Origin of the sequence: Streptomyces cyaneofuscatus (assembly GCF_042718795.1) — a bacterium.
GTDB lineage: Bacteria > Actinomycetota > Actinomycetes > Streptomycetales > Streptomycetaceae > Streptomyces > Streptomyces cyaneofuscatus_A.
In genome coordinates this window covers 91,258-116,674 of sequence record NZ_JBHXOX010000032.1, presented here as the reverse complement: position 1 = coordinate 116,674, position 25,417 = coordinate 91,258, and the positions used below count along the sequence as shown (strand labels likewise).

24 protein-coding genes are annotated in these 25,417 nt (G+C 71.3%); 14 read left to right on the top strand and 10 right to left on the bottom strand.

Features of this window, described 5'->3' with window-relative positions:
* Positions 1-197: 197 nt before the first annotated feature.
* The 4 genes from ACFWRT_RS31265 to ACFWRT_RS31250 are packed head-to-tail and all read left to right on the top strand — an operon-like array spanning position 198 to position 4,793.
* Positions 198-1,181, top strand: a complete 984-nt coding sequence (locus ACFWRT_RS31265; RefSeq protein WP_018515447.1) for a Bug family tripartite tricarboxylate transporter substrate binding protein — start codon at positions 198-200, stop codon at positions 1,179-1,181.
* Positions 1,178-1,744: a tripartite tricarboxylate transporter TctB family protein gene (locus ACFWRT_RS31260; protein WP_380954007.1), complete on the top strand. Its 567-nt coding sequence runs from the start codon at positions 1,178-1,180 to the stop codon at positions 1,742-1,744. Before ACFWRT_RS31265 ends, ACFWRT_RS31260 begins: the two co-directional genes overlap by 4 nt.
* A 3-nt stretch (positions 1,745-1,747) precedes the next feature.
* Entirely contained in the window at positions 1,748-3,286 is a 1,539-nt protein-coding gene (locus ACFWRT_RS31255) for a tripartite tricarboxylate transporter permease (protein WP_380954005.1), read from the top strand.
* A gap of 13 nt (positions 3,287-3,299) precedes the next feature.
* A complete protein-coding gene (locus ACFWRT_RS31250; RefSeq protein WP_380954003.1) occupies positions 3,300-4,793 on the top strand; it encodes a trifunctional class I SAM-dependent methyltransferase/NUDIX hydrolase/VOC family protein in 1,494 nt (497 codons plus the stop codon).
* Between the two features lie 114 nt (positions 4,794-4,907).
* Here the strand turns inward: ACFWRT_RS31250 and ACFWRT_RS31245 are convergent, their stop codons facing one another.
* Together ACFWRT_RS31245 and ACFWRT_RS31240 are read right to left on the bottom strand one after the other, a co-directional pair.
* The gene (locus ACFWRT_RS31245) at positions 4,908-5,420 is read right to left on the bottom strand and encodes a ribonuclease FAU-1 family protein (protein WP_380954002.1); all 513 of its coding nucleotides are present in this window, start codon (positions 5,418-5,420) and stop codon (positions 4,908-4,910) included.
* Positions 5,401-6,321 carry a GNAT family N-acetyltransferase gene (locus tag ACFWRT_RS31240; RefSeq protein WP_380954000.1) on the bottom strand — a complete coding sequence of 307 codons (921 nt, stop codon included), beginning with the start codon at positions 6,319-6,321 and terminating at the stop codon, positions 5,401-5,403. The genes ACFWRT_RS31245 and ACFWRT_RS31240 overlap by 20 nt, the downstream gene beginning before the upstream one ends.
* Before the next feature lie 127 nt (positions 6,322-6,448).
* Between ACFWRT_RS31240 and ACFWRT_RS31235 the strand changes: the two genes are divergently transcribed.
* The gene (locus ACFWRT_RS31235) at positions 6,449-6,823 is read left to right on the top strand and encodes a GntR family transcriptional regulator (protein ID WP_380954014.1); all 375 of its coding nucleotides are present in this window, start codon (positions 6,449-6,451) and stop codon (positions 6,821-6,823) included.
* Between the two features lie 110 nt (positions 6,824-6,933).
* Here ACFWRT_RS31235 and ACFWRT_RS31230 read toward each other — a convergent pair whose 3' ends face one another.
* Positions 6,934-8,028: a DUF5925 domain-containing protein gene (locus tag ACFWRT_RS31230; RefSeq protein ID WP_380953999.1), complete on the bottom strand. Its 1,095-nt coding sequence runs from the start codon at positions 8,026-8,028 to the stop codon at positions 6,934-6,936.
* Positions 8,029-8,239: 211 nt separating this feature from the next.
* Here ACFWRT_RS31230 and ACFWRT_RS31225 point away from each other — a divergent pair, with 211 nt between their 5' ends.
* Together ACFWRT_RS31225 and ACFWRT_RS31220 are read left to right on the top strand one after the other, a co-directional pair.
* Positions 8,240-9,049: an SGNH/GDSL hydrolase family protein gene (locus ACFWRT_RS31225; protein ID WP_380953998.1), complete on the top strand. Its 810-nt coding sequence runs from the start codon at positions 8,240-8,242 to the stop codon at positions 9,047-9,049.
* 241 nt (positions 9,050-9,290) lie between these two features.
* Positions 9,291-9,554: a hypothetical protein gene (locus ACFWRT_RS31220; protein WP_380953997.1), complete on the top strand. Its 264-nt coding sequence runs from the start codon at positions 9,291-9,293 to the stop codon at positions 9,552-9,554.
* A 79-nt stretch (positions 9,555-9,633) separates the two neighbouring features.
* Here ACFWRT_RS31220 and ACFWRT_RS31215 read toward each other — a convergent pair whose 3' ends face one another.
* On the bottom strand, positions 9,634-10,830 hold the full coding sequence (locus ACFWRT_RS31215; protein ID WP_380953996.1) for a CaiB/BaiF CoA transferase family protein: 1,197 nt from the start codon (positions 10,828-10,830) through the stop codon (positions 9,634-9,636).
* Between the two features lie 141 nt (positions 10,831-10,971).
* The gene (locus tag ACFWRT_RS31210) at positions 10,972-12,255 is read right to left on the bottom strand and encodes a type ISP restriction/modification enzyme (RefSeq protein ID WP_380953994.1); all 1,284 of its coding nucleotides are present in this window, start codon (positions 12,253-12,255) and stop codon (positions 10,972-10,974) included.
* A gap of 955 nt (positions 12,256-13,210) precedes the next feature.
* On the opposite strand from ACFWRT_RS31210, the gene ACFWRT_RS31205 reads away from it, so the two are divergent.
* The 4 genes from ACFWRT_RS31205 (at position 13,211) to ACFWRT_RS31190 (ending at position 17,867) form a co-directional block, all read left to right on the top strand.
* A complete protein-coding gene (locus ACFWRT_RS31205; RefSeq protein ID WP_380953993.1) occupies positions 13,211-14,710 on the top strand; it encodes a sensor histidine kinase in 1,500 nt (499 codons plus the stop codon).
* The gene (locus ACFWRT_RS31200) at positions 14,640-15,299 is read left to right on the top strand and encodes a response regulator transcription factor (RefSeq protein ID WP_380953991.1); all 660 of its coding nucleotides are present in this window, start codon (positions 14,640-14,642) and stop codon (positions 15,297-15,299) included. The genes ACFWRT_RS31205 and ACFWRT_RS31200 overlap by 71 nt, the downstream gene beginning before the upstream one ends.
* A gap of 363 nt (positions 15,300-15,662) precedes the next feature.
* Positions 15,663-16,262 carry a carbonic anhydrase gene (locus ACFWRT_RS31195; RefSeq protein WP_380953989.1) on the top strand — a complete coding sequence of 200 codons (600 nt, stop codon included), beginning with the start codon at positions 15,663-15,665 and terminating at the stop codon, positions 16,260-16,262.
* 129 nt (positions 16,263-16,391) lie between these two features.
* On the top strand, positions 16,392-17,867 hold the full coding sequence (locus ACFWRT_RS31190) for a SulP family inorganic anion transporter (protein WP_380953988.1): 1,476 nt from the start codon (positions 16,392-16,394) through the stop codon (positions 17,865-17,867).
* Positions 17,868-18,302: 435 nt separating this feature from the next.
* Here the strand turns inward: ACFWRT_RS31190 and ACFWRT_RS31185 are convergent, their stop codons facing one another.
* A complete protein-coding gene (locus ACFWRT_RS31185; protein ID WP_380953986.1) occupies positions 18,303-19,511 on the bottom strand; it encodes a PP2C family protein-serine/threonine phosphatase in 1,209 nt (402 codons plus the stop codon).
* Positions 19,508-21,115: a CHASE3 domain-containing protein gene (locus ACFWRT_RS31180; RefSeq protein WP_380953984.1), complete on the bottom strand. Its 1,608-nt coding sequence runs from the start codon at positions 21,113-21,115 to the stop codon at positions 19,508-19,510. The genes ACFWRT_RS31185 and ACFWRT_RS31180 overlap by 4 nt, the downstream gene beginning before the upstream one ends.
* Positions 21,116-21,227: 112 nt before the next feature.
* Here ACFWRT_RS31180 and ACFWRT_RS31175 point away from each other — a divergent pair, with 112 nt between their 5' ends.
* Positions 21,228-22,001: a response regulator gene (locus ACFWRT_RS31175; protein WP_380953983.1), complete on the top strand. Its 774-nt coding sequence runs from the start codon at positions 21,228-21,230 to the stop codon at positions 21,999-22,001.
* 193 nt (positions 22,002-22,194) lie between these two features.
* Here ACFWRT_RS31175 and ACFWRT_RS31170 read toward each other — a convergent pair whose 3' ends face one another.
* Positions 22,195-22,629: a GNAT family N-acetyltransferase gene (locus ACFWRT_RS31170; RefSeq protein WP_380953982.1), complete on the bottom strand. Its 435-nt coding sequence runs from the start codon at positions 22,627-22,629 to the stop codon at positions 22,195-22,197.
* A 476-nt stretch (positions 22,630-23,105) separates the two neighbouring features.
* Positions 23,106-23,372 carry a LysR family transcriptional regulator gene (locus tag ACFWRT_RS31165; RefSeq protein WP_380954013.1) on the bottom strand — a complete coding sequence of 89 codons (267 nt, stop codon included), beginning with the start codon at positions 23,370-23,372 and terminating at the stop codon, positions 23,106-23,108.
* A gap of 63 nt (positions 23,373-23,435) precedes the next feature.
* Here ACFWRT_RS31165 and ACFWRT_RS31160 point away from each other — a divergent pair, with 63 nt between their 5' ends.
* Together ACFWRT_RS31160 and ACFWRT_RS31155 are read left to right on the top strand one after the other, a co-directional pair.
* Positions 23,436-23,849: a CTP synthase gene (locus ACFWRT_RS31160; protein ID WP_380953981.1), complete on the top strand. Its 414-nt coding sequence runs from the start codon at positions 23,436-23,438 to the stop codon at positions 23,847-23,849.
* A gap of 111 nt (positions 23,850-23,960) precedes the next feature.
* Positions 23,961-24,983: a DMT family transporter gene (locus ACFWRT_RS31155; RefSeq protein ID WP_380953979.1), complete on the top strand. Its 1,023-nt coding sequence runs from the start codon at positions 23,961-23,963 to the stop codon at positions 24,981-24,983.
* Positions 24,984-25,077: 94 nt separating this feature from the next.
* Here the strand turns inward: ACFWRT_RS31155 and ACFWRT_RS31150 are convergent, their stop codons facing one another.
* The gene (locus tag ACFWRT_RS31150) at positions 25,078-25,227 is read right to left on the bottom strand and encodes a hypothetical protein (protein ID WP_380953977.1); all 150 of its coding nucleotides are present in this window, start codon (positions 25,225-25,227) and stop codon (positions 25,078-25,080) included.
* Positions 25,228-25,417: the final 190 nt, after the last annotated feature.

The window sequence follows — 25,417 nt, the reverse complement described above, 5'->3', positions numbered from 1 at the left end:
ATCCACGGCGAAGTCCCCATGCCCGCCCAACGCGCAACTTCTGACGCGGACACGGCCAACAGGAGCGATCCACCTCATTGTGTTAGCCGCTGTAAGCCGCGACCGCAACGACCACAACGTCCGTTGATTCCGGAAGAGAGACAGGTTGTTAACGCGCGGGCAACATGTGGGCCACTTCACAGCGAAAGGCGGAACCCGTGCGACTACGCACTCCCCTCGCCCTGCTCGGAGCCGCACTGCTCGTGCTGGTGGGGCCACCCCTGCTCGCCACCGGCGACGGCTCCGACACCGGCACCCAGATTCCCGGGCTCCGCTTCATGGTCCCGAACACCCCGGGCGGCGGCTACGACATCACCGCCCGCACCATGGCCAAGAACGCCGAGGACGCCGGACTCACCCACAACATCGAGGTGTTCAACCTCCCCGGAGCCGGCGGCACGGTCGGCCTGACCCGGCTCGTCGGCGAACACGGCAACGGCAAGCTCGCCCTCTCCATGGGCCTCGGCGTCGTCGGCGCCGTCCACACCAACAAGTCCCCGAGCACCCTCGCCGACACCACCCCCATCGCCCGGCTCACCGAGGAGCCGGACATCGTGGTTGTCGGTAAGGACTCTCCGTACCGCACCATCGGTGAGCTTCTCGCCGCCTGGAAGAAGAACCCGGCCGCCGTGCCGGTCGGCGGCGGATCGTCGCCCGGCGGGCCCGACCACCTCGCCCCCATGCTCATGGCGCAGGCCGCCGGGATCGCCCCCAAGGCGGTCAACTACGTGCCGTTCGACGGCGGCGGCGAGCTCCTCGCCTCCGTCCTCGGCAACAAGGTCGGCTTCGGCGTCTCCGGCCTCGGCGAGTACCGCGACCAGATCGAGGCGGGCGAGCTGCGGCTGCTCGCCGTCACCGGTCCGAAGCGGGTCCCGGGCATGGACGCGCCCACCCTGCGCGAGGCCGGCCTCGACACCGAGTTCACCAACTGGCGCGGCATCGTCGCCCCGCCCGGCCTCTCCGACGCCGAACGCACCAAGCTCACCGGGCTGATCACCGAGCTGCACGCCTCGAAGGAGTGGAAGGAGTCGATGAAGAAGAACGGCTGGGACGACGCCTTCCTCGCCGGTGAGCCCTTCGGCGACTTCCTCGCCGAGCAGGACCGGCGCGTCGCCACCGTGCTGAAGGAGCTGGGGCTGTGACCACCGAACCCACCGGACCCACCGGACCCGTCGAACCGGTCGCGCCCGCCCCGAAGCAGCACACCACCCCCCGCTCCTGGCTGCGCGACCACTCCGAACTCGGCGTCTGCGCCCTCCTCCTGGCCATCGGCGCCCTCGTCCTCACCGACGCCCTCACCATGAGCGTCGACATCGCCCAGCGCGGCCCCATCGGCCCCCGTACCGTCCCCTTCGTCGTCGGCTCGGCGCTCCTCCTGGTCGCCGTCCTCCTGGCCGCCGACGTCCTGCGCGGCGGGCGCGGCGAGGCCGAAGGCGGCGAGGACGTCGACCTCGACGAACCCGCCGACTGGCGCACCGTCCTCCTGCTGAGTGGTGTCTTCCTCGCCACCGCCGTCCTGATCGGCCCGCTCGGGTTCCCGATCGCCGGAGCGCTCCTCTTCTGGGGCTCCGCCTACGCCCTCGGCAGCCGCCACCACGACCGCGATCCGCTCATCGCCGCCGTCCTCTCCCTCGCCACCTACTTCCTCTTCGACCACCTGCTCGGCGTCCCCCTTCCGGGCGGCCCGCTGATGGGAGTGATCTGACCGATGGACTCCCTCAACTCCCTCATCGACGGGTTCGGTACGGCGCTGACGCCGGCCAACCTGCTCTGGGCCGCTCTCGGCGTCCTGCTCGGCACGGCGATCGGCGTGCTGCCCGGTATCGGGCCCGCCATGGCCGTGGCACTGCTGCTCCCGGTGACGTACGGACTCGACCCGACCGGCGCGTTCATCATGTTCGCCGGGATCTACTACGGCGCGATGTTCGGCGGCTCCACCACCTCGATCCTCCTCAACACCCCGGGTGAGAGTGCCGCCGTGGTCGCCGCGATCGAGGGCAACCCGATGGCCAAGGCCGGACGCGGCGCCCAGGCGCTGGCCGCCGCCGCGATCGGCCACTTCGCGGGCGGCATGATCGGCACGATCCTGCTGGTCGTCCTCGCGCCGACCGTCGCCTCCCTCGCCATCGGCATCGGGGCGCCCGACTACTTCGCGATCATGGTGCTGGCCTTCATCGCCGTCACCTCCGTCCTCGGCGCCTCCCGCATCCGGGGACTGGCCTCCCTGCTCATCGGTCTGACCATCGGACTGGTCGGCCTCGACCAGATGACCGGGCAGCAGCGCCTCACCTTCGGCTCGCTCCAACTCGCCGACGGGGTCGACGTGGTGATCGTCGCCGTCGGCCTCTTCGCGATCGGTGAGGCCCTCTGGGTCGCCGCCCACCTGCGGCGCACGACCGGCGAGGCCATCCCCGTCGGCCGCCCCTGGCTCGGCCGGGACGACCTCCGCCGCACCTGGAAGCCCTGGCTGCGCGGCCCGCTCATCGGCTTCCCGTTCGGCGCGATACCGGCGGGCGGCGCGGAGATCCCCACCTTCCTCAGTTACGTCACCGAGAAGCGGCTCTCCAAGCACCGCGGCCAGTTCGGCAAGGGGGCCATCGAAGGCGTCGCGGGTCCGGAGTCGGCGGCCTCCGCCTCCGCCGCCGGAACCCTCGTCTCGATGCTCACCCTCGGCCTGCCCACCACCGCCGTCGCCGCCGTGATGCTCGCCGCCTTCCAGCAGTACGGGATCCAGCCCGGGCCCCTGCTGTTCGAGCGGGAACCCGAGCTGGTCTGGGGCCTCATCGCCTCGCTCTTCGTCGGCATGGTGCTGCTGCTCACCCTCAATCTGCCGCTCGCCCCCGTCTGGGCCAAGCTCCTGCGGATCCCGCGCCCCTACCTCTACGCGGGGATCCTCTTCTTCGCCGCCGTCGGCGCGTACGCGGTCGGCGGCGAGGCCCTGGACCTGGTGATCCTGCTGATCATCGGCCTGATCGGGCTCGGCATGCGGCGCTACGGACTGCCGGTGCTCCCCGCCGTCATCGGCGTGATCCTCGGCCCGGCCGCCGAACAGCAGTTGCGGCGCGCGCTCCAGATCAGTGACGGCAGCGTGACCGGGCTGGTCAACACCCCGTTCTCCATCACCGTCTACGCGATCGTGGTGCTGATCCTGGCCTGGCCGCTGGTCCACCGGCTGGTCGCCGTGCGAGGGCGGAACGGCCGGAAGGAGAAGGAGAAGGAGGAAACCGGCACTGTCAGTGGTGGCTGAGAGTATCGACGGCATGACGACGATCGACTGGGACGCGGCGGCCGGCTCCTTCGACGAGGAGCCCGACCACGGGCTTCTCGACCCCGCCGTGCGCGACGCGTGGGCCGGGCGGCTGGAGAGCTGGCTGCCCGCCCGCCGCGGTGACGTGCTGGACCTGGGATGCGGTACGGGGAGCCTCTCCCTGCTCGCCGCCGGCCAGGGCCACCGGGTCACCGCCGTGGACCGCTCGCCCCGGATGGCCGAGCTGGCCCGCGCCAAGCTCGCCGGGACCGGCGCCGAGGTCCTGGTCGGGGACGCGGGCCTGCCGCCGGTCGGGGAGCAGGCGTTCGACGTAATCCTGGCCCGGCACGTCGTCTGGCTGCTGCCCGATCCGGCGGCCGCCCTGGCCCACTGGTTCGGGCTGCTGAAGCCGGGCGGGCGGCTGGTCCTCGTCGAAGGGGTGTGGGGCGGTGTCGGGCTCTCCGCCGCCCGGATCACCGCCCTGCTCGCCCCGCACACCGAGCGCGTCCATCACGAGGATCTGGCCGGTGACGCGCGGCTGTGGGGCAAGGAGGTGGACGACGAGCGGTATGCGCTGGTGGCCCGCGCCGAGCCGCCCCACCGGCACACCGAGGTCGTCGACGTCCACCTGATCCTGCGCCGGGGCCCGGACGTCCTGCTCGCCCGCCGCGCCGACACCGGTTACGGGGACGGGTTGCTGAACATGCCCTCCGGCCACGCGGAGGACGGCGAGGACGTCCGCGAGGCGATGATCCGGGAGGCCGCCGAGGAGATCGGTGTCGTCCTGGACCCGGACGAGGTGCGGGTCGCCCTCGTGATGCAGCACCGGGGGCCCGGCGGCGGGGCGCGGATGGGCTGGTTCTTCGTCGCGGAGTACGACGCGGAGCACCCGCCGCACAACGCGGAGCCGGAGAAGTGCTCCGAGCTGGACTGGTTCCCGCTGGACGCCCTGCCGGACGACATGGTCGCGTATTGCCGTGCCGGCCTGGACGGTTACCGGGCGGGCGAGCAGTTCATGATCCACTGGCACGAGGACGGCGACCCGATCGCCCACCGGCCGGACGGCCCGCGCCGTGCCGTGGCGCTGGAGCCCGCCCGCGAGCGGACCGGCGGGGTGCACCACATCGAGCTGTGGGTGCCGGAGCTGGCGGGGGCGGAGCGGCGTTGGGGGTGGCTGCTGGGGCGGCTCGGGCATGTTCCGTACCAGCGCTGGGCGGACGGCCGCAGTTGGCGGCGCGGCGAGAGTTACGTGGTCGTCGAGCAGTCGCCCGATCTCTCCGCCGACCACCACGACCGCCGCCGCCCCGGCCTCAACCACCTGGCGTTCCAAGTCGCTGACCGGGGCACGCTGGACGCCCTGACGGCCGAGGCCCCCGCGTACGGCTGGCGGCTGCTGCACCCCGAGCGCCACCCGTACGCCGGGGGTGACGGCCACTGCGCCGCCTATCTGGAGGACGAGGCGGGGTACGAGGTGGAGCTGGTCGTGAGGTCCACGCCCCGCCCCTGAAGCCCGGGCCCGTCCCCGAAGCCCGAAGCCCGCGCCCTGCTCCCGAAGCCCGAGCCCCGTCCCTGAAGCCCGCGCCCTGCCCCTGATGAAGCCCCATCAAGGGTGAGCGGCCGGTCAGGCCAGCAGGGCCGTCAGCCCCTCCGCCCGGGCCAGCCGCTCCAGCTCGTCCAGGGCTTCGGCGGCCGAGCCGGCTGCCTCGGGGTCGCGTGCGGCCAGGCCGCTCGCCTCGAACTCGTCCTCGTCCAGCCGCAGTACGGAGGAGCCGTCCGCCGACACCCACAGGTCCAGGTCCAGGTCCTCGACCGTCAGCACCCCGTCGGCCAGGACCGCCGGACGCGTGATGTCGCAGTACCAGCCCTTCAGTTCGCCGTCGGCGGTACGGACCTCCTTCACCGCGAACCACCGGTTCCGCCAGTAGTGCTCGGTGAACACATCGCCCGGCTCGAACCGGACGAACCCGAAGTCCCGCACCCCGGGCGCGGCCCACGGCGCCCGGACGGTGACCCGGGTGCCGTCGTCGCGGACCAGCTCCGCCGGATACCTGATCTTGGTGCGGCCCGCCTTGGTCAGGGCCACGACCACGCCCTTGGACCGGGGCACGCGGGGCTCAGCCGAGGCTGCGGGCATGGCGGACCTCCGTGGCGCAGACCGTGTAGCCGAACCACTTGTTGATGGCCAGCATCGGGCCGTTGCCCGTGTCGTTGGCGGTGTAGGCGTCCGTGTAGCCGGCCGCCCGCGCCCGGTGCAGCGAGTCGTTCTTCGCCAGCTTGGCCAGGCCCCGACCCCGGAACGCCCGCAGGGTGCCGGTCATGTTGCTGGAGTACGTCCGGCTCCCGTCGGTGCCGGCCGCGCTGAACGCCGCCACCCGGCCGTCCACCAGGACCACCGTGGTCAGAGCGGCGTCGAACGTCGGGTGGCGCCAGATGTTCGTCAGCCAGTCCTCGTAGTCGTCCAGCTCGGTGGGGATGTCGGTCGGTTCGTCCAGCGTCACCTGGGCGTCCGCGTCGAAGAGCGGCCGGGGATCGTCGGCGAAGTCGGACCCCGGCCTCAGCTCGGCGCCCGCCGGGACCTCCTGGAGCGGCGGCAGGGCGCCGCCCGCCAGGTCCAGGTGCTGGAAGTGGGCGGAGCGGCCCGGCCGGTAGCCCCGGCCACGCGCGAACTCCAGGCTCTCCGGCGTGTCCAGCACCCAGGCGTGCACGACCGTGGCCCCCGCCTGCGCCAGATGCTCCTCCGCCGTGCTCAGCAGCAGCGAACCCGCCCCGTGGCCCGTGTGGCCGGGGAGCACGTGCGGGGTGCAGAACCCCTGGCCCGGCTCCGTGCCCTCGTGGGCGATGCCGGCCTGCGCGGTGCCGATGATCTCGCCGTCCCGCTCGGCCACCAGCAGCCGGTAGTGCCGGTCCGGATGGGCGTGGGCCAGATCGTGGGTCACCTGCTCGGGGGTGGACACCAGGTAGGGGACGGACGCCCGCCGGACGCGGGTCCACGCCTCCGCGTCGGATGGCCGGAAGTCGCGCACAATCACAGTCATGCGGCGGAGGTTACGCGCGGCCCCGCCGCGACCGCCTCCCCTTTTTCCGGCCGTGGTGCCGCCCGTGAGGGACAATCGGCGGGTGACTGAGAAGCCCGCTGCTGCGAAGCCCGCGACCGAGAAGCCCGTGACGGAGAACATCGTCCTGGACCCGCACTCCGGCATCGCCCCGTACGAGCAACTGCGTACCCAGCTCTCCGAACGGGCCCGTTCCGGCGCGCTCCCGGTCGGCCACCGGCTCCCGACCGTACGCGGCTTCGCCGAGGAGCTGGGCCTCGCCGCCAACACCGTGGCCAAGGCCTACCGCGCGCTGGAGGCCGACGGCGTGATCGAGACCCGGGGGCGCAACGGGACCTTCGTCGCGGCCGCCGGGGGAGCGGCCGAGCAGAAGGCGGCGACCGCCGCACAGCTGTACGCCGAGACCGCCGAGCGACTCGGCCTCACCCGGCAACAGGCCCTGGCCCTGGCCAAGGACGCGGTGCGGGCCGCGTACGGGGACTGAGGCCCGCGCCCCCCCGGCGCCCCTGAGGCCCGCGCCCCCGGCGCCCCTGAGGCCCGCCCCCCCCGAGCCCACCCCCGTACAGCCCCCCGAGCCCACCCCCGTACCGGCGGCTACAGATACAGCCCCGCGTCCGCCCCCGCGTCCTGCTTCGGCACCGACGCGGGGCCGATCCCCCGGCGCAGCGCGTACAGCTCCGCGAGCGAGCTGCCCTCCCGGCTCACGCCCTCCTCCGTGCCCAGCCAGGCCACCGACTCCCGGCGGGTCAGCGGGCCCACCTCGATCCGGGCCAGGCAGCGGCCCGGCCGGACGACCGCCGGGTGCAGCCGCTCCAGGTCCTCGTTGGTGGTGACGCCGACCAGCACGTTCCGGCCCTGGCCGAGCAGACCGTCCGTCAGGTTCAGCAGCCGGGACAGCGCCTGGCCCGCGGTGTGCTTGGCCTCGCCCCGGATCAGCTCGTCGCAGTCCTCCAGGAGCAGCAGCCGCCACCGGCCCTTCGCCGTGCCGTCGTCCTCGCCGATCGCGATGTCCATCAGATAGCCGACGTCGTTGAAGAGCCGCTCCGGGTCCAGTACGCAGTCGACCTGGCACCAGTCGCGCCAGGAGCGGGCCAGCGTGCGCAGCGCGGACGTCTTGCCGGTGCCGGGCGGACCGTGCAGCAGGAGCAGCCGGCCCGCGATGTCGTCCGGGGTGACCTTCATCAGCCGGTCCATGGCGTCGGCCACCGGGGCGGTGTAGTTGGGGCGGACCTCGTCCCAGCTCCCGGCGGTGATCTGCCGGGTGGTGCGGTACGGGCCGCGGCGCGGGGAGACGTACCAGAAGCCCATGGTCACGTTGTCGGGCTGCGGCTCCGGTTCGTCCTGGGCGCCGTCGGTCGCCTGCCCGAGGACCTTCTCCGCCAGCTCGGCGCTGGTCGCGGTGACCGTGACGTCCGCGCCCCGGCTCCACCGCGAGATCAGCAGGGTCCAGCCGTCGCCCTCGGCCAGCGTGGCGCTGCGGTCGTCGTCACGGGCGGACCGCAGCACCGAGGCGTGCGGGGGCAGCAGGGTCGCCCCGGCCTTGACCCGGTCGAGGGAGGAGCTGTGGGAGTACGGCTGCTCGCCCGTCGCGAAGCGGCCGAGGAAGAGCGCGTCGACGACGTCGGAGGGGGAGTCGCTGTCGTCGACGGTGAGCCGGATCGGCAGAGCGGACTCGGGGTTGGCAGACATGGCGCCCATGATCCGGCACGGGACCACCCCCCGCACCCAGGTTTCATCAGCCCGGGCCACCACCCGACACCGGCGCGTCAAGGCGCGCGCGTTGAACTCCGGACGGCGGACGGAAGCACTCATCACTTATTTTTGGCATGAACACTTCCAGAGAGCCGGGTGCGCTGCTACTACGGAGTAACGCAGTTACCCCTGCTCAAGGAGTCCCCCCATGAAAATGTCCAGACTCGTGGCGTTCTCGTCCTCGCTCCTGCTCGGTGCCGCCCTCGCCCTGACCGGTGCGGGGATCGCGAGCGCCGATTCCTCCGCCCAGGCCGTCGACTACGTCGCCCTCGGCGACTCGTACTCCTCCGGCGTCGGCGCCGGCAGCTACGAGAGCTCCAGCGGCGACTGCAAGCGCAGCACCCGCGCCTTCCCCAGGCTCTGGGCCAACGCCAACTCCCCCTCCAGCTTCGCCTTCACCGCCTGCTCGGGCGCCAGGACCAACGACGTCACCAGCGGTCAGCTCGGACCGCTCAACGCCTCCACCGACCTTGTCTCGATCTCCATCGGCGGCAACGACGCGGGCTTCGCCGACGTCATGACGACCTGTGTCCTGCAGTCCGAGGCCACCTGCCTCAACCGCATCGCCACCGCCCGCGCCTACGTCGACTCGACCCTGCCCGCCCGGCTCGACTCCGTGTACTCCGCCATCAAGGCCAAGGCCCCCTCCGCCCGCGTCGTCGTCCTCGGCTATCCCCGCTTCTACCAGCTCGGCGGCAACTGCGTGGCCGGCCTCAGCGAGAGGGAGCGCTCCGCCATCAACGGTGCCTCCGACCACCTGAACACCGCCACCGCCAAGCGCGCCGCCGACCACGGCTTCACCTTCGGTGACGTCAGGACGACCTTCACCGGGCACGAGATCTGCTCCAGCAGCTCGTGGTTGCACAGCGTGAACTGGCTCAATATCGGTGAGTCCTACCACCCCACCGCCGCCGGACAGTCGGGCGGCTATCTGCCGGTCTTCAAGTCGGCTGCCTGATAGGCGAGTTGCGCGACAAGTCGACTTTCCGAGCGGGAGGTCCCGGCCGTCGGGGCCTCCCGCTCCGTCGAGCAATCCATCCGAACTGTCCGAAGTCGCCCCGGAATCAGGCGGATTCGGTAACTGATCGTCAACCTCCTTATAGGTGTGCTGGTCCCGCAGGCGGGATACCCGTGTGTCACCGTGGGGCGATAGGGTTAACCTGCCCGGACCGGGTGCCCTCGTACGGGTGGGGAGTGACATGGAACAGATAACGGTGCGGAGCAGGCCTCGGGTGCCTGCCATCACCTGCGGAAGCGGTGCGACCAGTAGGCGCCTCGACCGCCATCTCGCGGTGCTCGGCGGCCCTGTCGTCCCGCAGCGCGAGTCGGCGGAAGCGACGCTGCTGATGCGCGAGCTGACCTCGCGTGATGCCGCGCACACCCGTCGGAGCAGGAGCGCCCGTGTGTCGCTCTTCGCCCCGCTGCGGCGACTGCGGCGTTCGCTCTTCGGCAGCCGCCACTGACCGACGTACGTCGATCACCGGGCCGGCCCGATGTCCGGGGCGGCCCTGCCGCTCGGTCCACCCCACCGCTCGGGGTGGCTCAGGCGATCACTCCGTCCCGGCGCAGCGCCGATGTCTGCTCGTCCGTCATCCCCAGGGCTCGCAGCAGCGCATCGGTGTGTTCACCCAGCGCCGGTACGGCACCCATCGAAGGTTCCGGGCCGCCCGGCAGCGTGATCGGCGGCAGCAGCGACCGCAACGGCCCGACCGGTGAATCCACTTCCCGCCACCGGTCCCGCGCCGCGAGCTGCGGGTGCGCCGCCACATCGGCCACCGTGTTCAGCCGGGCGCACGCGATCCCCGCCGCCTCCAGCGCGTCCAGCGCCTCCTGACCCGTCAGCCGCGCGAGCGCCCGCCCCACCACCTCGTCGGTCCGCTTCCGGTTGGCCGTACGCGCGGTGTTCGTGGCGAAGTCCGGGTCGTCAGCCAACTCAGGCCGTACGAGCACCTGTTCGGCGAGCCGCCGCCACTCCCGGTCGTTCTGCACGGAGAGCAGCACCTGTTCGCCGTCGGCCGTGCCGTAGGCGTCGTACGGCGCGATCACCGAGTGCGCGAGCCCCGTACGCGGCGGGGTCGCGGACCCGTGCATCCCCTGGTGCAGCGGGTGTCCCATCCACTCGGCCAAGGCGTCCAGCATGGAGACCTCCACCGGCCCGCCCCGCCCGGTCGTACCCCGTCGCAGCAGCGCCGCCAGCACTCCGGAGAACGCGTACATGGCCGCCGCGATGTCCGCCGCCGGAATGCCCGCCTTCACCGGCTGGTCGGCCGTCCCGGTGACCGAGACCAGGCCCGCCTCGCACTGCACGAGCATGTCGTAGGCCCGCTTGTGCGCGTACGGGCCGCCCTCCCCGTACCCGGAGATGTCCACGGCCACCAGCCGCGGGTGGGCCGCACAGAGCGTGGCGGCGTCCAGCCCGAGTCGGGCCGCCGCGCCCTGGGCCAGATTCTGTACGAACACATCGGCTCCGGCGGCGAGTTCACGCACCACCGCCAGACCGCGCGGGTCCTTCAGATCGACCGCCAAGGACTCCTTGCCCCGGTTGCACCAGACGAAGTGCGAGGCGAGACCGCGGGCCGCCGTGTCGTAGCCGCGGGCGAAGTCGCCGCCGTCCGGGCGCTCCACCTTGATGACCCTGGCGCCGAGGTCGGCGAGCTGGCGGGTGGCGAAGGGGGCGGCGACGGCCTGTTCGACGGCCACCACGGTGATGCCGTCGAGGGGGAGGGGCTGAGTGCTCATGGCCCGTGCTTACCCTGTGCATCGCCCATCTGCCACTCCCGCCCCGCCCCGCCCCGCACGGAAGGCTCACAGCAGCTCTGCCACTCCCGCCCCGCGTGGAAGGCTTACAGCAGCTCTGCCGCTCCCGCCCCGCACGGAAGCTCACAGCAGCGCGAACTGCCCCTCCGGCCCCTCCTCCTGGTGGCCGAGGACCGAGGCGGGCCGCCGTACGGATGCCGGTACCGGCAGCACCCCGGCCGCCCGCAGCTCGTCCCGGGAGATCAGGGGGGCCCGCTCCAGCCGGGCCCGCAACGCCTCCTGCCGGGGCCCTAGCCCGTCCAGGAGTGCCAGTACGGTGATGAGCTCCAGCAGCTCCGAGGTCCACTCCGGGGTCCACCCGCGCGACCCGACCACCTCCAGCCCGTCCGCCTCCGCGCCCTCGGGAACCGCGCCCACCGCTGCCGCCGCCCGGCGGTCGAACCAGAGCTCCAGCACCCGTACGCCGCTCACCGTGAACTCCCAGGCCCCCGGGGGCACCGGCGAGATCCGGCCGTCGCTGATGACCAGGGCCTCGGCCTCCGCGTCGTACACGATCCCGGTGGGCCGGGCCGGGAGCGCCGCCCGCACATAGGGCCTGCGCCCGCCCGGCAGCCGGGGCCGCTCCCCGCCCCGGGCGCCTCGCAGGTGCAGCCGCACCAGCTCCCGGCCGAGCGACACCCCGGCCGCCCACACCTCGGCGTCGGCGGGCAGCGGGACCCGGCATCCGGACGGGGAGGGCAGGGCGGCGGCCAGGATCCAGGCCAGGACGGACTCGGGGCCGGCCTCGTCCGGCCCCAGCCGCGTACGCACCACGTCCAGCAGGCCCGGTGCCAGGTTGGGGTCGGTGGCGTCGGGCCGCCGGTACAGCGGCCGGATCCGGCCCGGCCGCCCGGCGGGGGAGTGCCCGTCGGGGAGCAGGTGCGTCACCGACAGCGCGGGCCCGGCGGCCTGGGGCACGTAACCGTGCTCGACCGCGAAGAGCTGCCGCTCGTCGCCGACCCGCCACAGCTCCGGCCGGGCCGCGTCGATCAGCCGGTGGTCGGGCAGCAGCCACTGCTCGTCGAACGGGCCGTGCGCGATGCGTACGGGGTCGGGGCAGGCGCCCGGTTCACGGGCGAAGCGGCCGGTGCCGGTGGTGGACCGGCCGGGCAGCGCGGCGACCGGGGTGTGCGGCGTACGGGAGCGGCTCGGGCGGAACAGCCGCTCCTGCTCGGCGCCCTCGGCGGCGGCCAGCCGCTCCCAACGGGTCCGGAGCGCGGCGGGGTCGGGGCCGCTCACCCAGGAGCGGCCGGTCCTCAGCGGCCGCACCGACCAGGGCATCAGCTCGTCCAGCTCCACGGACGGCGGGTCCTCGCCCGATCCGGCCGCCGCCGTCGCCCCCGCCGCTGCGGTCCTGCGCGCTGCCACCGAGCCGTCCTCCCGTATCCGCTGACCCTGCCCCTGCCCCGGCCGGCCCCGTCCGCCGCGACCCCTTCGCATCGTATCGGCGGGGCCGGACACGCCCTAAGGGTTGTCCCGTAGCTGTGGTTGCGGGGCAGCCTCGCGCGAGGTGAGGTACTGCACGGAGTTGTCGGGCACGATCAGGAGCCCGTCGCTCTCACGGACCCGCTCTGCGTCCATGGCGAGAGGCGGCTCGTCATCGCGCCGGCTGCGCGCGAGAGACGCCACCGCGTCGGTGCCGGCCCGGCGTGACAGCGCCTGTGTCCATCGCGCTGACAAGCGGCCGCGGGACACGCGCACACTGCCGCTCATCAGTGAGACCCCTGCTGGAAACTCAGGCCCCGGGGTGCGCGGGCGCTCCCTACCACGACTGACAGTGCGTCGCGGATGGGTGAGGGCGCGACCTCGAAGATGAGAATGCTCTCCTCAAACCCATTTCCAGGGCCCCGCGAAGGCAGAATGGCCCGATGCGTTGGCGAGGGGTGGGGTCGGCTTTAGCGGGATGTGGCGCGGGGACAGTGGTGTTACTGGTCTTCTGGATATGGCCCGTGCAGAGTGTGCCACCCTCCATGGGGCCCGCGGTGGTTGTGCCCGCCCAGCACGGCCCGACATCTTTGGCCCCCTCCCCTCCCGGTCCCGGTGGTCACGCTGTGAAGCCGCCCACCGAGCCCGGTCCGTCCCGCACCTTCTCGGGCGGACGACCCGTGCGCCCGTCACCCCCGCCCACCGCCGACGAGGGGAGGGACAGCTCCCGGGACAGTGCGGGGGGCGCCGGGGACGAGCAGCCGTCATCGACCGTCGGAGGTGATGAGAGCGTATCGCGGGCGCCGCAAGGCGAAGCGGACGATGGCAGGACCGACGAGGACGACGACGAAACGTCGCGTGGCCGGCTGGAGGATGCGGACGATGAGTGGGACGACTGATGCTCCACCGTTCCACCAGCGCCCGCTCGCGCATCGTCGGCTGGATGCTCCTGCTGCTCAGCGCAGCCTTGGCCGTCCCCACCGTCGGGATCACGATGGTCTGGCAGGCGGAGCTGGACCGCCAGGTCGACGCGCAGCTCCTGTCCGAGGCTGACAAGCTACGCGCGTTCGCCCGCACGTCTCGCGACCCGTACACCGGTCAGCGCTTCACTTCCAGCGCCATGCTGCTGACCGCGTTCATGGCGGTCCACCGGCCCGAGCACAACGCGGCCTTCTTCAGCCTGGTCGACGGGCGGGCAGACCGGCGCAGTCCGGGTCCGGCCCCGGCCCGCTTGGACCGGGACCCGGCGGTCGTGGCTCTGATGGCGCGTACGACCGACACCCGTATCCGGTGGCTGGACTCCCCGGTCGGCAAGGTCCGCTACGGCGTCGTCCCGGTGCAGACAGCGGGCGACAACACCGACACCAGGCTTGTCCTGCTGTCCTTCCGGGACCAGGAGCTGCGCCAGGAGCGCCACATGGCCCGGCTCCTGCTGGCCTCGGGCTGCCTCGCTCTGGTGGTCGCGGGGCTGGCCAGCTGGCTGGTCGCGGGCCGGGTCCTGGCCCCGATCCGGCTGGTCCGGCAGACGGCCGAGCGGATCAGCGAGACGGACCTGACCCAGCGGCTCCCGGTGCGGGGGAGCGATGACGTGGCGGCCCTGGCCGAGACGTTCAACCACATGCTCGACCGCCTGTCGGGCGCTTTCACCGCGCAGCGCCAGTTCCTGGACGAGGTGGCGCACGAACTGCGGACTCCCATCACGGTTCTCCGCGGACATCTGGAGCTGATGGACGAGGACCCCGACAGCCGGCGCGGCCAGACCCAAGCCCTGCTCTTCGACGAACTCGACCGGATGCGACGGATCGTGGACGACCTGCTGCTCCTGGCACGGGCCGAACGCCCCGACTTCCTCACCCTGGGCCGGACCAGCCTGACCGACCTGGTGGTCGACGCAACGGCCAAGGCCCAAGCGCTGGGACGTCGGCGCTGGACAGTGGCCGAGGTCGCCGACGTCACCGTGCACCTGGACGAACAACGGGTCACCCAAGCCCTGATGCAGCTCGCGGCCAACGCGGTCAGCCACACCGGCGAAGGGGACACCATCGAGCTGGGGTCGCGCCTGTGGCGCGGGCGGGCGCTGCTGTGGGTGGCGGACACCGGGCCCGGCGTGGCCCCGGAGGATCGCGAACAGATATTCCAGAGCTTCTATCAGGGAGGCACGGCAGTCCCCGGGCGGGCCGCCGCCGGCATCGGTCTGGGGCTCGCCCTGGTCCGTGAGATCGCCCAGGCGCATGACGGCTCGGCGCGCGCCGAGGAGGCCCCCGGAGGCGGCGCGAGATTCGTCATCGACCTTCCCGCCCTCAACCCCACGACGGAAGGAACCTATGGTGAGCAGGATCCTGATAGCCGAGGACGAGGCGCGAATTGCCGCCTTCGTCGAAAAAGGTCTGCGCCGTAGCGGCTACGTCACCCGGGTCGTCGCCGACGGTGTCGCCGCCTATGAGCACGCCCGCGGCAAGGACTTCGACCTTCTCATCCTCGACCTCGGCCTGCCTGGCGATGACGGGCTGACCGTGTTGCGCAAGCTGCGCGAAGCGCACATCGCCCTGCCCGTCGTCATCCTCACCGCGCGGGACAGCGTCAGCGACATCGTGGCCGGGCTGGAGAGCGGGGCTGACGACTACATGGTCAAACCATTCGCCTTCGACGAGTTGCTGGCCCGCGTACGGCTGCGGCTGCGCCGTGAGGAGCCGGCGGAGAACTTCCTGCTGCGGGTGGGCGATCTCCTGCTGGACCTCCGGACCCGGAGGGCCCAGGTGGGCGAGCGCGTCGCCGATCTGTCCGCCCGGGAGTTCGCCCTTGCCGAGATCCTCATGCGCAACCCCGACAGGGTCCTGTCCCGGGAGCAACTGCTGAGCCGGGTATGGGGGTTCGACTACGATCCCGGCTCGAACATCGTCGATGTCTACATCCGCTACCTGCGGCGCAAGATCGGCGCCGACCGGGTCCAGACCGTACGGGGCGTCGGCTATCGGTTGCGGGTGTGACCTGCGCCGTCCCCGACAGCGATGTCGCCGAAGCGGGAGCGCACATCGTCGCGCCCGATGAGAACAGTCTCACCGCTGTCTCACAGCCACCTCATGGCCTGCCTCAAGACTCCTCCGTACGGGTCGCCGGCGACGCGAGACCCGTGAGTGACGCAGTTGATCGTCGCGGCCGCGCCCGGGACCAGGGCGTGGCCGCCACGCCGACGGCAGACGCGGGGGCGACCCCCCCGGCTGTCCCGCGCGACGACCGGCACCTGTTCCCGGCGAGACCCGGGCTGCCCGCATGCCGCGAAGGGCTGCTTGCCGCCGGGGTTGAAAACCCGCCTCTGGCGACGACACTCCACCCCCTATGGAGGCACTCCCGTGCGACGACTCATAGACCGCGCCCGTACGTTCCCCGCCCGCTGCGGTGGACTGGGCCGTGAACTCAAAGAATTCGAGGCCGGTCAACGGCCTTCCGTCATGTTCATCACCTGCTCCGACTCGCGGGTGGTGCCCACCCTGCTGACCGACTCCGGGCCCGGCGAGCTGTTCGAGATGCGCACCGCCGGGAACATCGTCCCGCCGTACGACCCGGACGTGCCCACGAGCGAGATGGCGACGATCGAGTACGCCGTCTGCGTGCTGGAGGTGTCCGACATCATCCTCTGTGGGCACTCCCACTGCGGCGCCGTCGGTGCCCTGGCCCGGCACGAGGACCTGCGCACCCTGCCGGCGGTACGCGGCTGGCTCGGCCGGCACAAGCCCGCAGGCGGCTTCCCGGACCCCGAGAATCTCGGCCCCGACTGCGAACAGCCCGCCCAGCGACATGCGGTGGCGCAACTGAACACCCTGCGCGACTACCCCTGCGTGAGCCGGGCCGTGGGCGAGGGCCGGCTCGGACTGCACGCCTGGTACTACGAGGTCCACACCGGCGCCGTGCAGACCCACCACCTCTCCACCGGGATCTTCTCCTCCCTGTGACAGCGACCTGAAGGCGACCGCAGCAGGCCCCCACCGGCGGTCTCTCCCCCCCACCGGCGGTCTCTCCCCCCCACCCCCCCCACCCCCCCCACCCCCCACCCCCCACTCCCCCCAGGAGCTGAAGCTCTCATGTCCTCTGTCCTCCACCGGTTACGTCCGGACGCCTCGTCCCGCGATGTTCTCGCCTCGATCGTGGTGTTCCTGGTCGCCGTCCCCCTGTGCGTCGGGATCGCGGTCGCCTCCGGTGTCCCCGCCGAACTGGGCCTGGTCACAGGCATCGTCGGCGGACTGGTCGCCGGCGCGCTGCCCGGCAGCTCGCTCCAGGTCAGTGGCCCTGCCGCCGGACTCACCGTCCTGGTGTACGAGGCCGTCACCACCTACGGCGTCACGGCGCTCGGCGTCCTCGTCCTGGCTACGGGGCTCCTCCAAGTCGGTCTCGGCCTCGTCGGTTTCGGCCGGTGGTTCCGCGCCATATCGACCGCCGTGGTCCATGGCATGCTCGCCGGGATCGGTCTCGTACTGATCAGCAGCCAGCTCTACGCCATGTCCGGAACCGCCGCTCCGGGGACCGGTCTCGACAACGTGGCGGGTCTGCCGGACCTGTTCCCGCGGATTACCGGGGCCGCGGCCATCTCCTCCACCGCGATCGGCGTCGGCACCATCGCTCTGCTGATCTTGTGGAAACGGCTACCTGGACGCCTGCCCGGGATGCTCCCCGGGCCACTGGTGGCCGTGGGGCTGACCACCGCGACGGTGGCTCTGTTCGACCTGCCCGTCGCCACCATCGAGGTCCGGGGCCTGATCGACTCGACGCGGCTGACGGGCCTGGAGGACTTCGGTCTCCTGGCGGACCCCGGACTCCTGGGTGTCGTCCTCGCCTTCACGCTCATCGCCTCGGCCGAATCCCTCTTCAGCGCCGCTGCCGTGGACCGGATGCACGACGGCCCGCGCACCCACTACAACAAGGAACTCATAGCCCAGGGAGCGGGCAACACCGTCTGTGGCCTCGTCGGAGCGCTGCCCATGACCGCCGTCATCGTGCGCAGCGCCGCCAACGTGCAGGCCGGCGCCGCCACCAAAGCGTCCCGGATCCTGCACGGTGTGTGGCTGCTGCTGTTCGCGGCCCTGTTCCCCGCCGCACTCGGCCTGATCCCCGTGGCCGCCCTCGCCGGGATCCTCGTCCACGCCGGCGCCAAGCTCATCCCCGTTGCCACCCTTCGCCCCCTCTGGCGTGAACACCGTGGCGAGGCCGTCGTCCTGATAGCGACCGCGCTGGCGATCGTCCTGACGGACATGTTCATGGGCGTGCTCGTCGGCATCGGACTGGCCGTGGTCAAGACGGCGTGGGAGACCTCAGCCGTCCGCCTGGACGTGGACAAGCGGGACGACCGCACCACGGTCGCCCTCAGCGGTACTGCGACCTTCCTGTGCCTGCCCCTGATCCTGGACACCCTGGAGCGCCTTCCGAAGGACCGGCCGGTGGAGCTCGACCTCTCACGGCTACGCCATCTGGACCACGCCTGCGGCACGGCGCTGGATGCGTGGAACACGCACGGCAACACCGTCGGGAGCCCGGTGCCGACGGCGGACGGCGCACCGCGCTGAGGAATGTCCCACAAGGGTGGCCGGCTGCCGGGACGACCGACAGCGTCGCGTCACAGATCCGTTCACAGGCGAGCCGGCCCCGGTACAGCCCGGCACGCCGCGCTACGAGGCATCGCGCGGGCTCGGACTGGATCAGACGCGGATCAGCCTGAGGTCAGGCGCCGGCGCCGACATGCTCCCCCGGGCGGTCGGGCCAGGCCACGGACCGCCGTCAGGCCTGGCGGAGCAGGGATTCAGGTGGTGTGCACCCGCTGAGTCCGTGTCATACGGCCGGTCCGGCGTGGGCGTGGAGCGCCGGTCATGCAGCCCGGGGGACGTCGGCCTGCGGCCTGCGGCCTGCGGCTGCCTTTCCGGGTCTGAGGGGCGGGATCGAGCACTTCGCCGGAGCCGGCACCCGGATCGAGTGGTCCGACTGCGAACAGGCCGAAGCCTTCGTCAGGGGTAGGTGGGCGGGTCGCCCCAGTCGAGGCGGAGGACGGCCAGGTCGTCGGAGTGGCGCCCCGCGTTCAGCCGGTGGGTTTCCTGGATGAGCCGGTCGACGTGGACGGCCGGGTCTGCCGGGGGGAGGTTCTCGATCAGTGTGAGGAGCCCTTCGACGCCGAGGCGGTCGTTGTCCGCGCCGCTGTGGCCTTCGGTGAGGCCGTCGGTGTACAGGGTCAGGGCTCCGGCGGCCGGGAGAGCGAGGGTTGTGGAGGGCCAGGAGCGAAGCCCGGGGACGATCCCCAGCGCCACACCGTGGGCCGCCGTCACTTCGCGGGTGCCGTCCGCTGTGGTCAGGAGCGGCTCGTGGTGGCCGGCGAGGTGGAGGGTGACGGTGCCGGCGCGCTGGTCCAGCTTGAGCAGGGTGCAGGTGGCGAACAGGGAGTGGCTGCCTCGCTCGGCGATCAGGATGCGCTCCATGAGATGGAGCAGATCCTCACCGTCGTGCCCGCCGAGGACGAGGGAGCGCCAGGCGATGCGCAGGAAGACGCCGAGGGCGGCGGCGTCGGGGCCGTGGCCGCTGACGTCGCCGACGACCGCCTGGAGGGGGCCGTCGTCGCATTCGACCACGTCGAGGAAGTCCCCGCCCAGCAGGGCCAGTTCGGCTCCGGGCAGGTAGCGGGAGGTCACTCGCACCGAGGAGGTGTCGAGAATGGGCTGCGGGAGGAGGCCGCGTTCCAGGCGGGCGTTCTCCTCCGCGCGCTGCCGGGCTGCCTGGGCTTCGGCGTTGGTACGTTCGGTCTGGCTGCGGTGGACGGCGTAGCGCAGCGTGCGGTGCAGGAGGTCGGGTTCGACCTTGCCTTTGACGAGGTAGTCCTGGGCGCCGGCGGCCATCGCTTCGGTGCCCGCCTGGGCTTCGGAGAGCCCGGTCAGGACGATGACGGCGGTGTTCGGGGCCAGGGCCCGTACGGCGGTGAGGGCGTCGATGCCCGACACGTCCGGCAGGTGCAGGTCGAGGAGGATGCAGTCGGCTTGGCTGGTGGCCAGTTCGGTGCGCGCCTGGGCGAGGGTGGTGCGGGTCGTCAGCTCGAAGGGAAGTCCGGTGTCGTCGAGGAGTTCCTCGACGAGCAGGGCGTCGCCCAGGTCGTCCTCGATGAGGAGGATGCGGTAGAGAGGCAGATCTGAGGGCGCGCTGCCCGGAAGGTGTTTTCCGGCGGTGGTCATCGTGCCTGCTCCGCCTCGGCGGGCGGGGCTTCCGGTGTGGCCGACAGGCCGGGGATCTGCGGTGGTTCGGGTGCCAGGGTGAAGATGATACGAGCACCGTCGCGGTAGTCCGGGTCGATGGTGATGCTGCCGCCGTGGAATTCGACGATCTTCTTGCACATCGCCAGGCCGATGCCGCTGCCGCTGTAGGTGTCCTTGGTGTGCAGCCGCTGGAAGATGACGAAGATCTTCTCGGCGTACTCAGGAGGGATGCCGATGCCGTTGTCGGTGACGGTGAACCGCCACAGCCCGGCTTCCGCGGCCGCCGTGATGTGGATCCTCGGCGTTTCTCCGGGGCGACGGAACTTGACGGAATTGCCGATCAGGTTCTGCCAGAGCATGACCATCTGGCTGGGGTCGGCGACCAGGGTCGGCAGGGCGTCGTGAGTGATCTTCGCCCCGGTCTCCTCGACGGCTACGCTCAGCGACGACAGGGTCTCCTCCAGCACCGTGTCCAGGTCGATGCTCTGGTGGGCCTTGTGCACGCGGCCCACGCGGGAGAAGTTGAGCAGGTCGCTGATGAGGGTCTGCATGCGGTTCGCCCCATCCACCGCGAAGTCGATGTACTGGTCGGCCCGCTCGTCGAGTTGGCCTCCGTAGCGGCGCTGCAGGAGCTGGGTGAAGCTGGACACCTTGCGCAGCGGTTCCTGGAGGTCGTGGGAGGCCACGTACGCGAACTGTTCCAGTTCGGCGTTGGAGCGCTGGAGGTCGGCGGCCTGCGCGTCCAGCCGCAGCCGTGCCTCCTCGGTGAAGGCGAGTTCCCGTACGAGGCGCCGGCGCATGACATCGATCTCACCGCTCAGGCGCCGCAGGTCGGCGGGGCCGGTGGGGGTGATGGGATGGTCGAAGTCACCTGCGGAGATGATGCGGGCGTCGGCGCCCAGCTGGTCCAGGGGCCGGTTGATGCCGCGGCGCAGCCCTTCGAAGACGAGAGCGGCGAGGGCGACGATGAGCAGCGCGATGGCGCTGAACACCCAGTTCCGCAGAGTGACGGTAGCCTGCAGGTCCGCTCTGGCCTGGACGCGGTCCGCGCGCAGCCTCTCGTGCTGGTTCTCCAGGGCCGCCCGAACCCTGTCGAAGGCCGCCTTGCCGTTGGCCAGCCGCTCCGCCTCCTGTGGGGAAGGCGTTCCCGCCGGTGCGGCGGCGACGGGCTCGGCGACCTCCTCCTGCCACCTGTCCACCGCCTTCTGGACCGATGCCAGGTCGTGAAGTCGGGCGGCATCACCGTGGAGCAGCTCCCTGAGCGACGCTGTGTGGGCCTTCTGGTCGGCCAGTCCCTGCCGGTAGGGGGCCAGGAACTCCTCGGTACCGGTCAGGCCGTAGCCGCGGATGCCGGTCTCCTGGTTGACCAGGGCTGTTTCCAGGCGGAACGCGGTGGAGAGGGAGGGCGACCGTACGTCGGTGAGGTTGTTGCTGATGGCCTGGCTCCGCCCCATCACCCAGGCCCCCGTCAGCCCCAGCAGGGTCAGCACGACCAGGGAGGCGCCGACCCCCACGCGAAGCCAGCGCCGGGTCGTCCAGGAGGACAGTCTTCGTCCGCGCGGTTGCTGTATGTCGCCGGTCATCCTGAGCGCTCCTCGCCGGGAAGCCGCCCTGGTGGAGTGCGGCCAGCACACTCTAGACCCAACCGACAACGCATGTTGTCGCCGGAGCGCTCGGGGACCTACAGTGCCGGGTATGCCGGGCAAGGATTTCGTACTGCGGACCACTTCCGAGGAGACTGCCGCCATAGCGGACGCGAGAATCAGTGATCTCGCGCATCGCCTTGCCCGCCAGCTGCAGGAAGAAGCTCCGGCGCCTCCCGCGTCCGGCGATCCGGCCTACCCGCTCACCCTGCTTCACGTACTCGACCAGCTGCAGCAGGCAACCGAGAGGCTACAGCGGCAGGCGGCCACGGACGCCGCCCGCGCGGGTGCCGGCTACCCGCAGATCGGCGCCGCCTGCGACATGACCCGCCAAGGTGCCCGGCGCCGCTGGCCGGGACTCTTCCACCACTCGAACGAAAAACCCACGGAGCACCCGACGATGACCAGCCCCGCCCGCCCCTTCGACGTCCTGCTCGTCGAGGACGACATCGCCGACGCCATGCTCATCGAAGAGGCCCTCTCCGAACGCGGCGCCCGCAACCTGGTCCAGGTCACCGACGGAGTCGCCGCCCTGGAACACCTCCGTGCCCCCGGCACGGTCCGGCCCGACCTCATCGTCCTGGACCTCAACATGCCCCGCATGAACGGCCACGACCTCCTGAAGGTCCTGAAGTCCGACGAGAACCTGCAGGCCATCCCGGTCGTCGTCCTCACCACGTCCACCGCGCCGGACGATGTCACCGGCGCGTACACCAGCCACGCCAACGCGTACGTGACCAAGCCCGTCAACCTGGACGCCTTCGAGCAGGCCGTCCAGAGCATCGACGCCTTCTACCTCGACACCGCCACCCGACCGCACCCGTAGACTCACCAGCCCGCATACCGCGAGGTGGGGAAGACGGCGATCTTGGCGTGACGGCGTTGCGCGGCGAGCAGCATGAGACCGTTCACGGCCTCGGGTCGCGAGCCTGAGTCGTCCGCCATGGGCCGATCCGGTGGCGGGCGAACTTCCCGTGAAGTCAGCCACCCCGTCCTCGCCGCATGTCGGCACAAGCCTCTTACGGCCTGTGGAGGCGAAGACTCGACTCTCCGGTGTGCGGGCACAAGCGAGCCGAACCGGTTGCAGGGATGGACATGCGGCGCAGGAGCTCACGCGTCGCGCGCAGGTTCAGGGTGCTGCGCCAGCTCACGCCCGGGTGACAGGAGCGCAGATGCGCCAGGGCGCGGGTCCCCAGCCCGGTGCCACGGAAGCGCTCCTCCAGGGTCACGTCGGTGATGACACCTTGTTCGCAATGGTCACAGAGCCGATAGCGGACCTGGCCGACGACCTTGCGGATATGGACCAGGAGGAGGCACTCCTCGTCCGGACGGGTGCCGCCGGGGACGCGGGACGACAGGAACTCGATCGATCGGTAGACGAGGAGCCGCCGCCGCAAGCGGCCCAGGGGTCGACCACGGCGGGAGTGCCGGGGGCCGTCCTGACCGTTCGCCATCTCCTGAGCTGGAAAGATCGGGCCGAACAGAGTGCTCGTAGGACGCGCATGTTGTCCGTGCATGCGAGCCCGTTTACCCCGAGACGCATCAGAGATGCCCCTCTTGCATGCAAAAGGGACTTCCGTGCTCGATCACCTCGACCGCGCCCTGGACGGCCCGCCGCGCGTGGATGTCCGTATGGCGTCCCAGGAACACCGCGTTCGGAGATCGGTCACGGTGGCCGATCCCCGAACGCCTCCCACCTGGATGATCGCGTGCGCTGCTGCCAGCAGACCCGTGATCCGTGCGGTGTGCCAGGGGGTGGCGGGGCGGCAGAGCCACCACCGGCTCCCGGCAGACCGGTACGCCGCGCAGCCCGGCCACCCGGGGCGGGCGCAGGGGGTCCTCGGGCGGGGCGAAGCCGTCGAGCAGGCCGAGGTCCAGTTCGCGGTGGCGGCGTCTTCGGCGACCGCCTGGCGAGACAGCGGATGTACCGTCAGCTCGTTGCACCGACCCGCCGGGACATCTCACCGATGATCCGCAGGAGGATCGAGGCCACGTGGTCCATCAGCCGGGCACCGGCCTCCGTCGGACCGACCGGTCGCCGACAGACCAACTCGACGCCCCGCTCCCCTTCCTGCGAAGCTGTCCGCTGGGACACGGCGGACCGCGTACAGCCCAACTCTCCGGCCGCGTAGGAGAAGGGGCCGTGCGTGATGACGGCCGAGAAGGTCTTGATCAGGCCCGTCCACCGGATCAGCATCACTTATCGAGGAATCAGAAGCCATCGTTTGTCCTTTTGCCAGGGCCGCTGCATGATTCCGGCGTGCCCACCACTGTCGCACCACGCCCCCAGGCCGACCCGGACCTCTCGCGCACCTGCTGTGCGCCGATGCTGGAGGCGCTGTGGCGCGGCGAACGGCTGCTGGTGGGCGCCTGCTGGTGGGCGCCTGCTGGCGTGTCGACCGCGCAGGCCGAGGAAGCGCTCGGCGCGCGTACCGTGGAGCGCCACCAGTGCACGCACGTTCTGGACCCCCGGTGTGCCGGCACCCTGCGCGACCACGGGTTGCGCTTCACCGGCCACGACGACGGCCACCCCTGTGTCGTCGAACTGCCGGGGTACCGGTTCTTCCTGTCCACCTTGTTCCGGCCCGAAGTGGCCGACGACACCTTCCGGCTCCATCCCCTGGTGCGCGGTTTCGCCTCGGCGGCGGCGGTCGGGCGCAGCACGGGGACGTGATCCAGCGGCACAGCTCCGCCCCCGTGAAGCGCACGACAGGAAGCGCATGACGAAGAGCGCACGGCAAGAAACGCACGGCAAGAAACGCACGGCAAATCGAAGGGACTCGAAGTGGCACGCTCCGTAAACGCCTTATCCGCTGTACCGGCCAAGTCGTGGGTACCTCAGTTCGTCATCTGCTCGATGATCTGGGGGTCCGGGTTCGCGCTCATCAAGATCGGCGTCGAAGCCGGTATCGAACCGGGTTGGGTCGCTTTCTGGCGGTGCTTCTTCGGAGCACTGGTGTTGTGGGGGCTGGTACTGGTGCGGCGGCTGGGAATGCCGCGTGACCTGCGGGTGTGGGGGCACGCCCTGGTGGTGGGGACGGTGCTCAATGCCTTCCCCTTCACCCTGTTCGCCTGGGGCGAGCAGTACATCGACTCCGTCACGGCCGGGGTGTGGAACTCCACCATTCCCCTGTTCACCCTGGTCTGGGTACTGGTCATGCTGCCGGACGAGAAGCCGAACCTGCGACGGCTGCTCGGCATCGCCACCGGCCTGTGCGGCGCCCTGGTGGTGCTCGGCGTGTGGTCGGGCGGGCAGTCCTCACTGATGAAAGGGAGTGTGATCTGCCTGGTCGCCACCGCTTCGTACGGGCTTGGCTACACCTACACCCGCCGTTACCTGTCCGGCGGAGACCTCCCCGCGATCACCCTGACCGCCATTCAGGTCAGCTGGGCGACCCTCGAACTCGCTCTGGTCGCACCACTGTTGAGTGGCGCACCGCATTGGGGCGGGAAGGGGCCGATGGCCGCCATGGTGGTGCTCGGTGCCGTGGGCACCGGGCTCGCGTACATGTGGAACCTGTCGGTGATCCGCGCCGTCGGCTCGACGGTCGCCTCCACGGTTGCGTATCTGACCCCGTTGTGGGCGGCGATCGTCGGAGTGTTCTTCCTGAACGAGTCGCTGGGTTGGAACACCGTGGTGGGCGCGCTACTGATCGTCAGTGGCGTATTGCTGACCCGCACCGCGCCGTCACGTCCGGTGGCCGGGAACAAGCCGGGCGCCGGGGCCGGGGCTGGGACCGGACCCGAAGCCGTACCACGGCCGGCCGAGGAGGAGGAAGAGGGGACTGTGCAACCGGCGCGACCCTGAGCAAGGCCGGCAAGCCCTCAATCGCCGGACGGCCTGTCCCCGCCGGGCAGCCCGTCCGGCAGCAGTACGGTGTCCAGCCGCCGCAGGCCCTCGGTCACCGTGTCGACGTCGAGGATGAAGCCCTCGTCAGCATGCCGTTGGCGTTGCAGGTGTCCTCGGCGCCGGACGTGCGGTCGGTCAGCGTGTACGTGCCGTCCGCGTTCTTCTTCAGGCCCTTGGAGCAGCCCACTCGCACTCCCGCCACCACCGCTGCGACACCTTGCCACGAAGGACGGAGAGGAGACCCAAATGTCCTTCAACTAGTCGGACCGCTCTCGGAAGGGTGACCCTTCCGGGCCATGGAAGGGCATATGGAATGCGCCAAGTTGGAGTTCCACTGCAACGACAGTCACTGCTGAAAAGAGTGCTGGTGACCAGTCATATCTTAGGCCTCC

Bases quoted from the DNA above. Each gene is read 5' to 3' on its own strand.
- ACFWRT_RS31225 (WP_380953998.1), top strand. From the start codon at position 8,240: ATGAAAATGTCCAGACTCGTGGCGTTCTCGTCCTCGCTCCTGCTCGGT.
- ACFWRT_RS31255 (WP_380954005.1), top strand. From the start codon at position 1,748: ATGGACTCCCTCAACTCCCTCATCGACGGGTTCGGTACGGCGCTGACG.
- ACFWRT_RS31165 (WP_380954013.1), bottom strand. From the start codon at position 23,372: ATGCTGATCCGGTGGACGGGCCTGATCAAGACCTTCTCGGCCGTCATC.
- ACFWRT_RS31240 (WP_380954000.1), bottom strand. From the start codon at position 6,321: ATGACTGTGATTGTGCGCGACTTCCGGCCATCCGACGCGGAGGCGTGG.
- ACFWRT_RS31185 (WP_380953986.1), bottom strand. From the start codon at position 19,511: ATGACCACCGCCGGAAAACACCTTCCGGGCAGCGCGCCCTCAGATCTG.
- ACFWRT_RS31245 (WP_380954002.1), bottom strand. From the start codon at position 5,420: ATGCCCGCAGCCTCGGCTGAGCCCCGCGTGCCCCGGTCCAAGGGCGTG.
- ACFWRT_RS31180 (WP_380953984.1), bottom strand. From the start codon at position 21,115: ATGACCGGCGACATACAGCAACCGCGCGGACGAAGACTGTCCTCCTGG.
- ACFWRT_RS31220 (WP_380953997.1), top strand. From the start codon at position 9,291: ATGGAACAGATAACGGTGCGGAGCAGGCCTCGGGTGCCTGCCATCACC.
- ACFWRT_RS31230 (WP_380953999.1), bottom strand. From the start codon at position 8,028: ATGTCTGCCAACCCCGAGTCCGCTCTGCCGATCCGGCTCACCGTCGAC.
- ACFWRT_RS31205 (WP_380953993.1), top strand. From the start codon at position 13,211: ATGCTCCACCGTTCCACCAGCGCCCGCTCGCGCATCGTCGGCTGGATG.
- ACFWRT_RS31170 (WP_380953982.1), bottom strand. From the start codon at position 22,629: ATGGCGAACGGTCAGGACGGCCCCCGGCACTCCCGCCGTGGTCGACCC.
- ACFWRT_RS31215 (WP_380953996.1), bottom strand. From the start codon at position 10,830: ATGAGCACTCAGCCCCTCCCCCTCGACGGCATCACCGTGGTGGCCGTC.
- ACFWRT_RS31190 (WP_380953988.1), top strand. From the start codon at position 16,392: ATGTCCTCTGTCCTCCACCGGTTACGTCCGGACGCCTCGTCCCGCGAT.
- ACFWRT_RS31175 (WP_380953983.1), top strand. From the start codon at position 21,228: ATGCCGGGCAAGGATTTCGTACTGCGGACCACTTCCGAGGAGACTGCC.
- ACFWRT_RS31250 (WP_380954003.1), top strand. From the start codon at position 3,300: ATGACGACGATCGACTGGGACGCGGCGGCCGGCTCCTTCGACGAGGAG.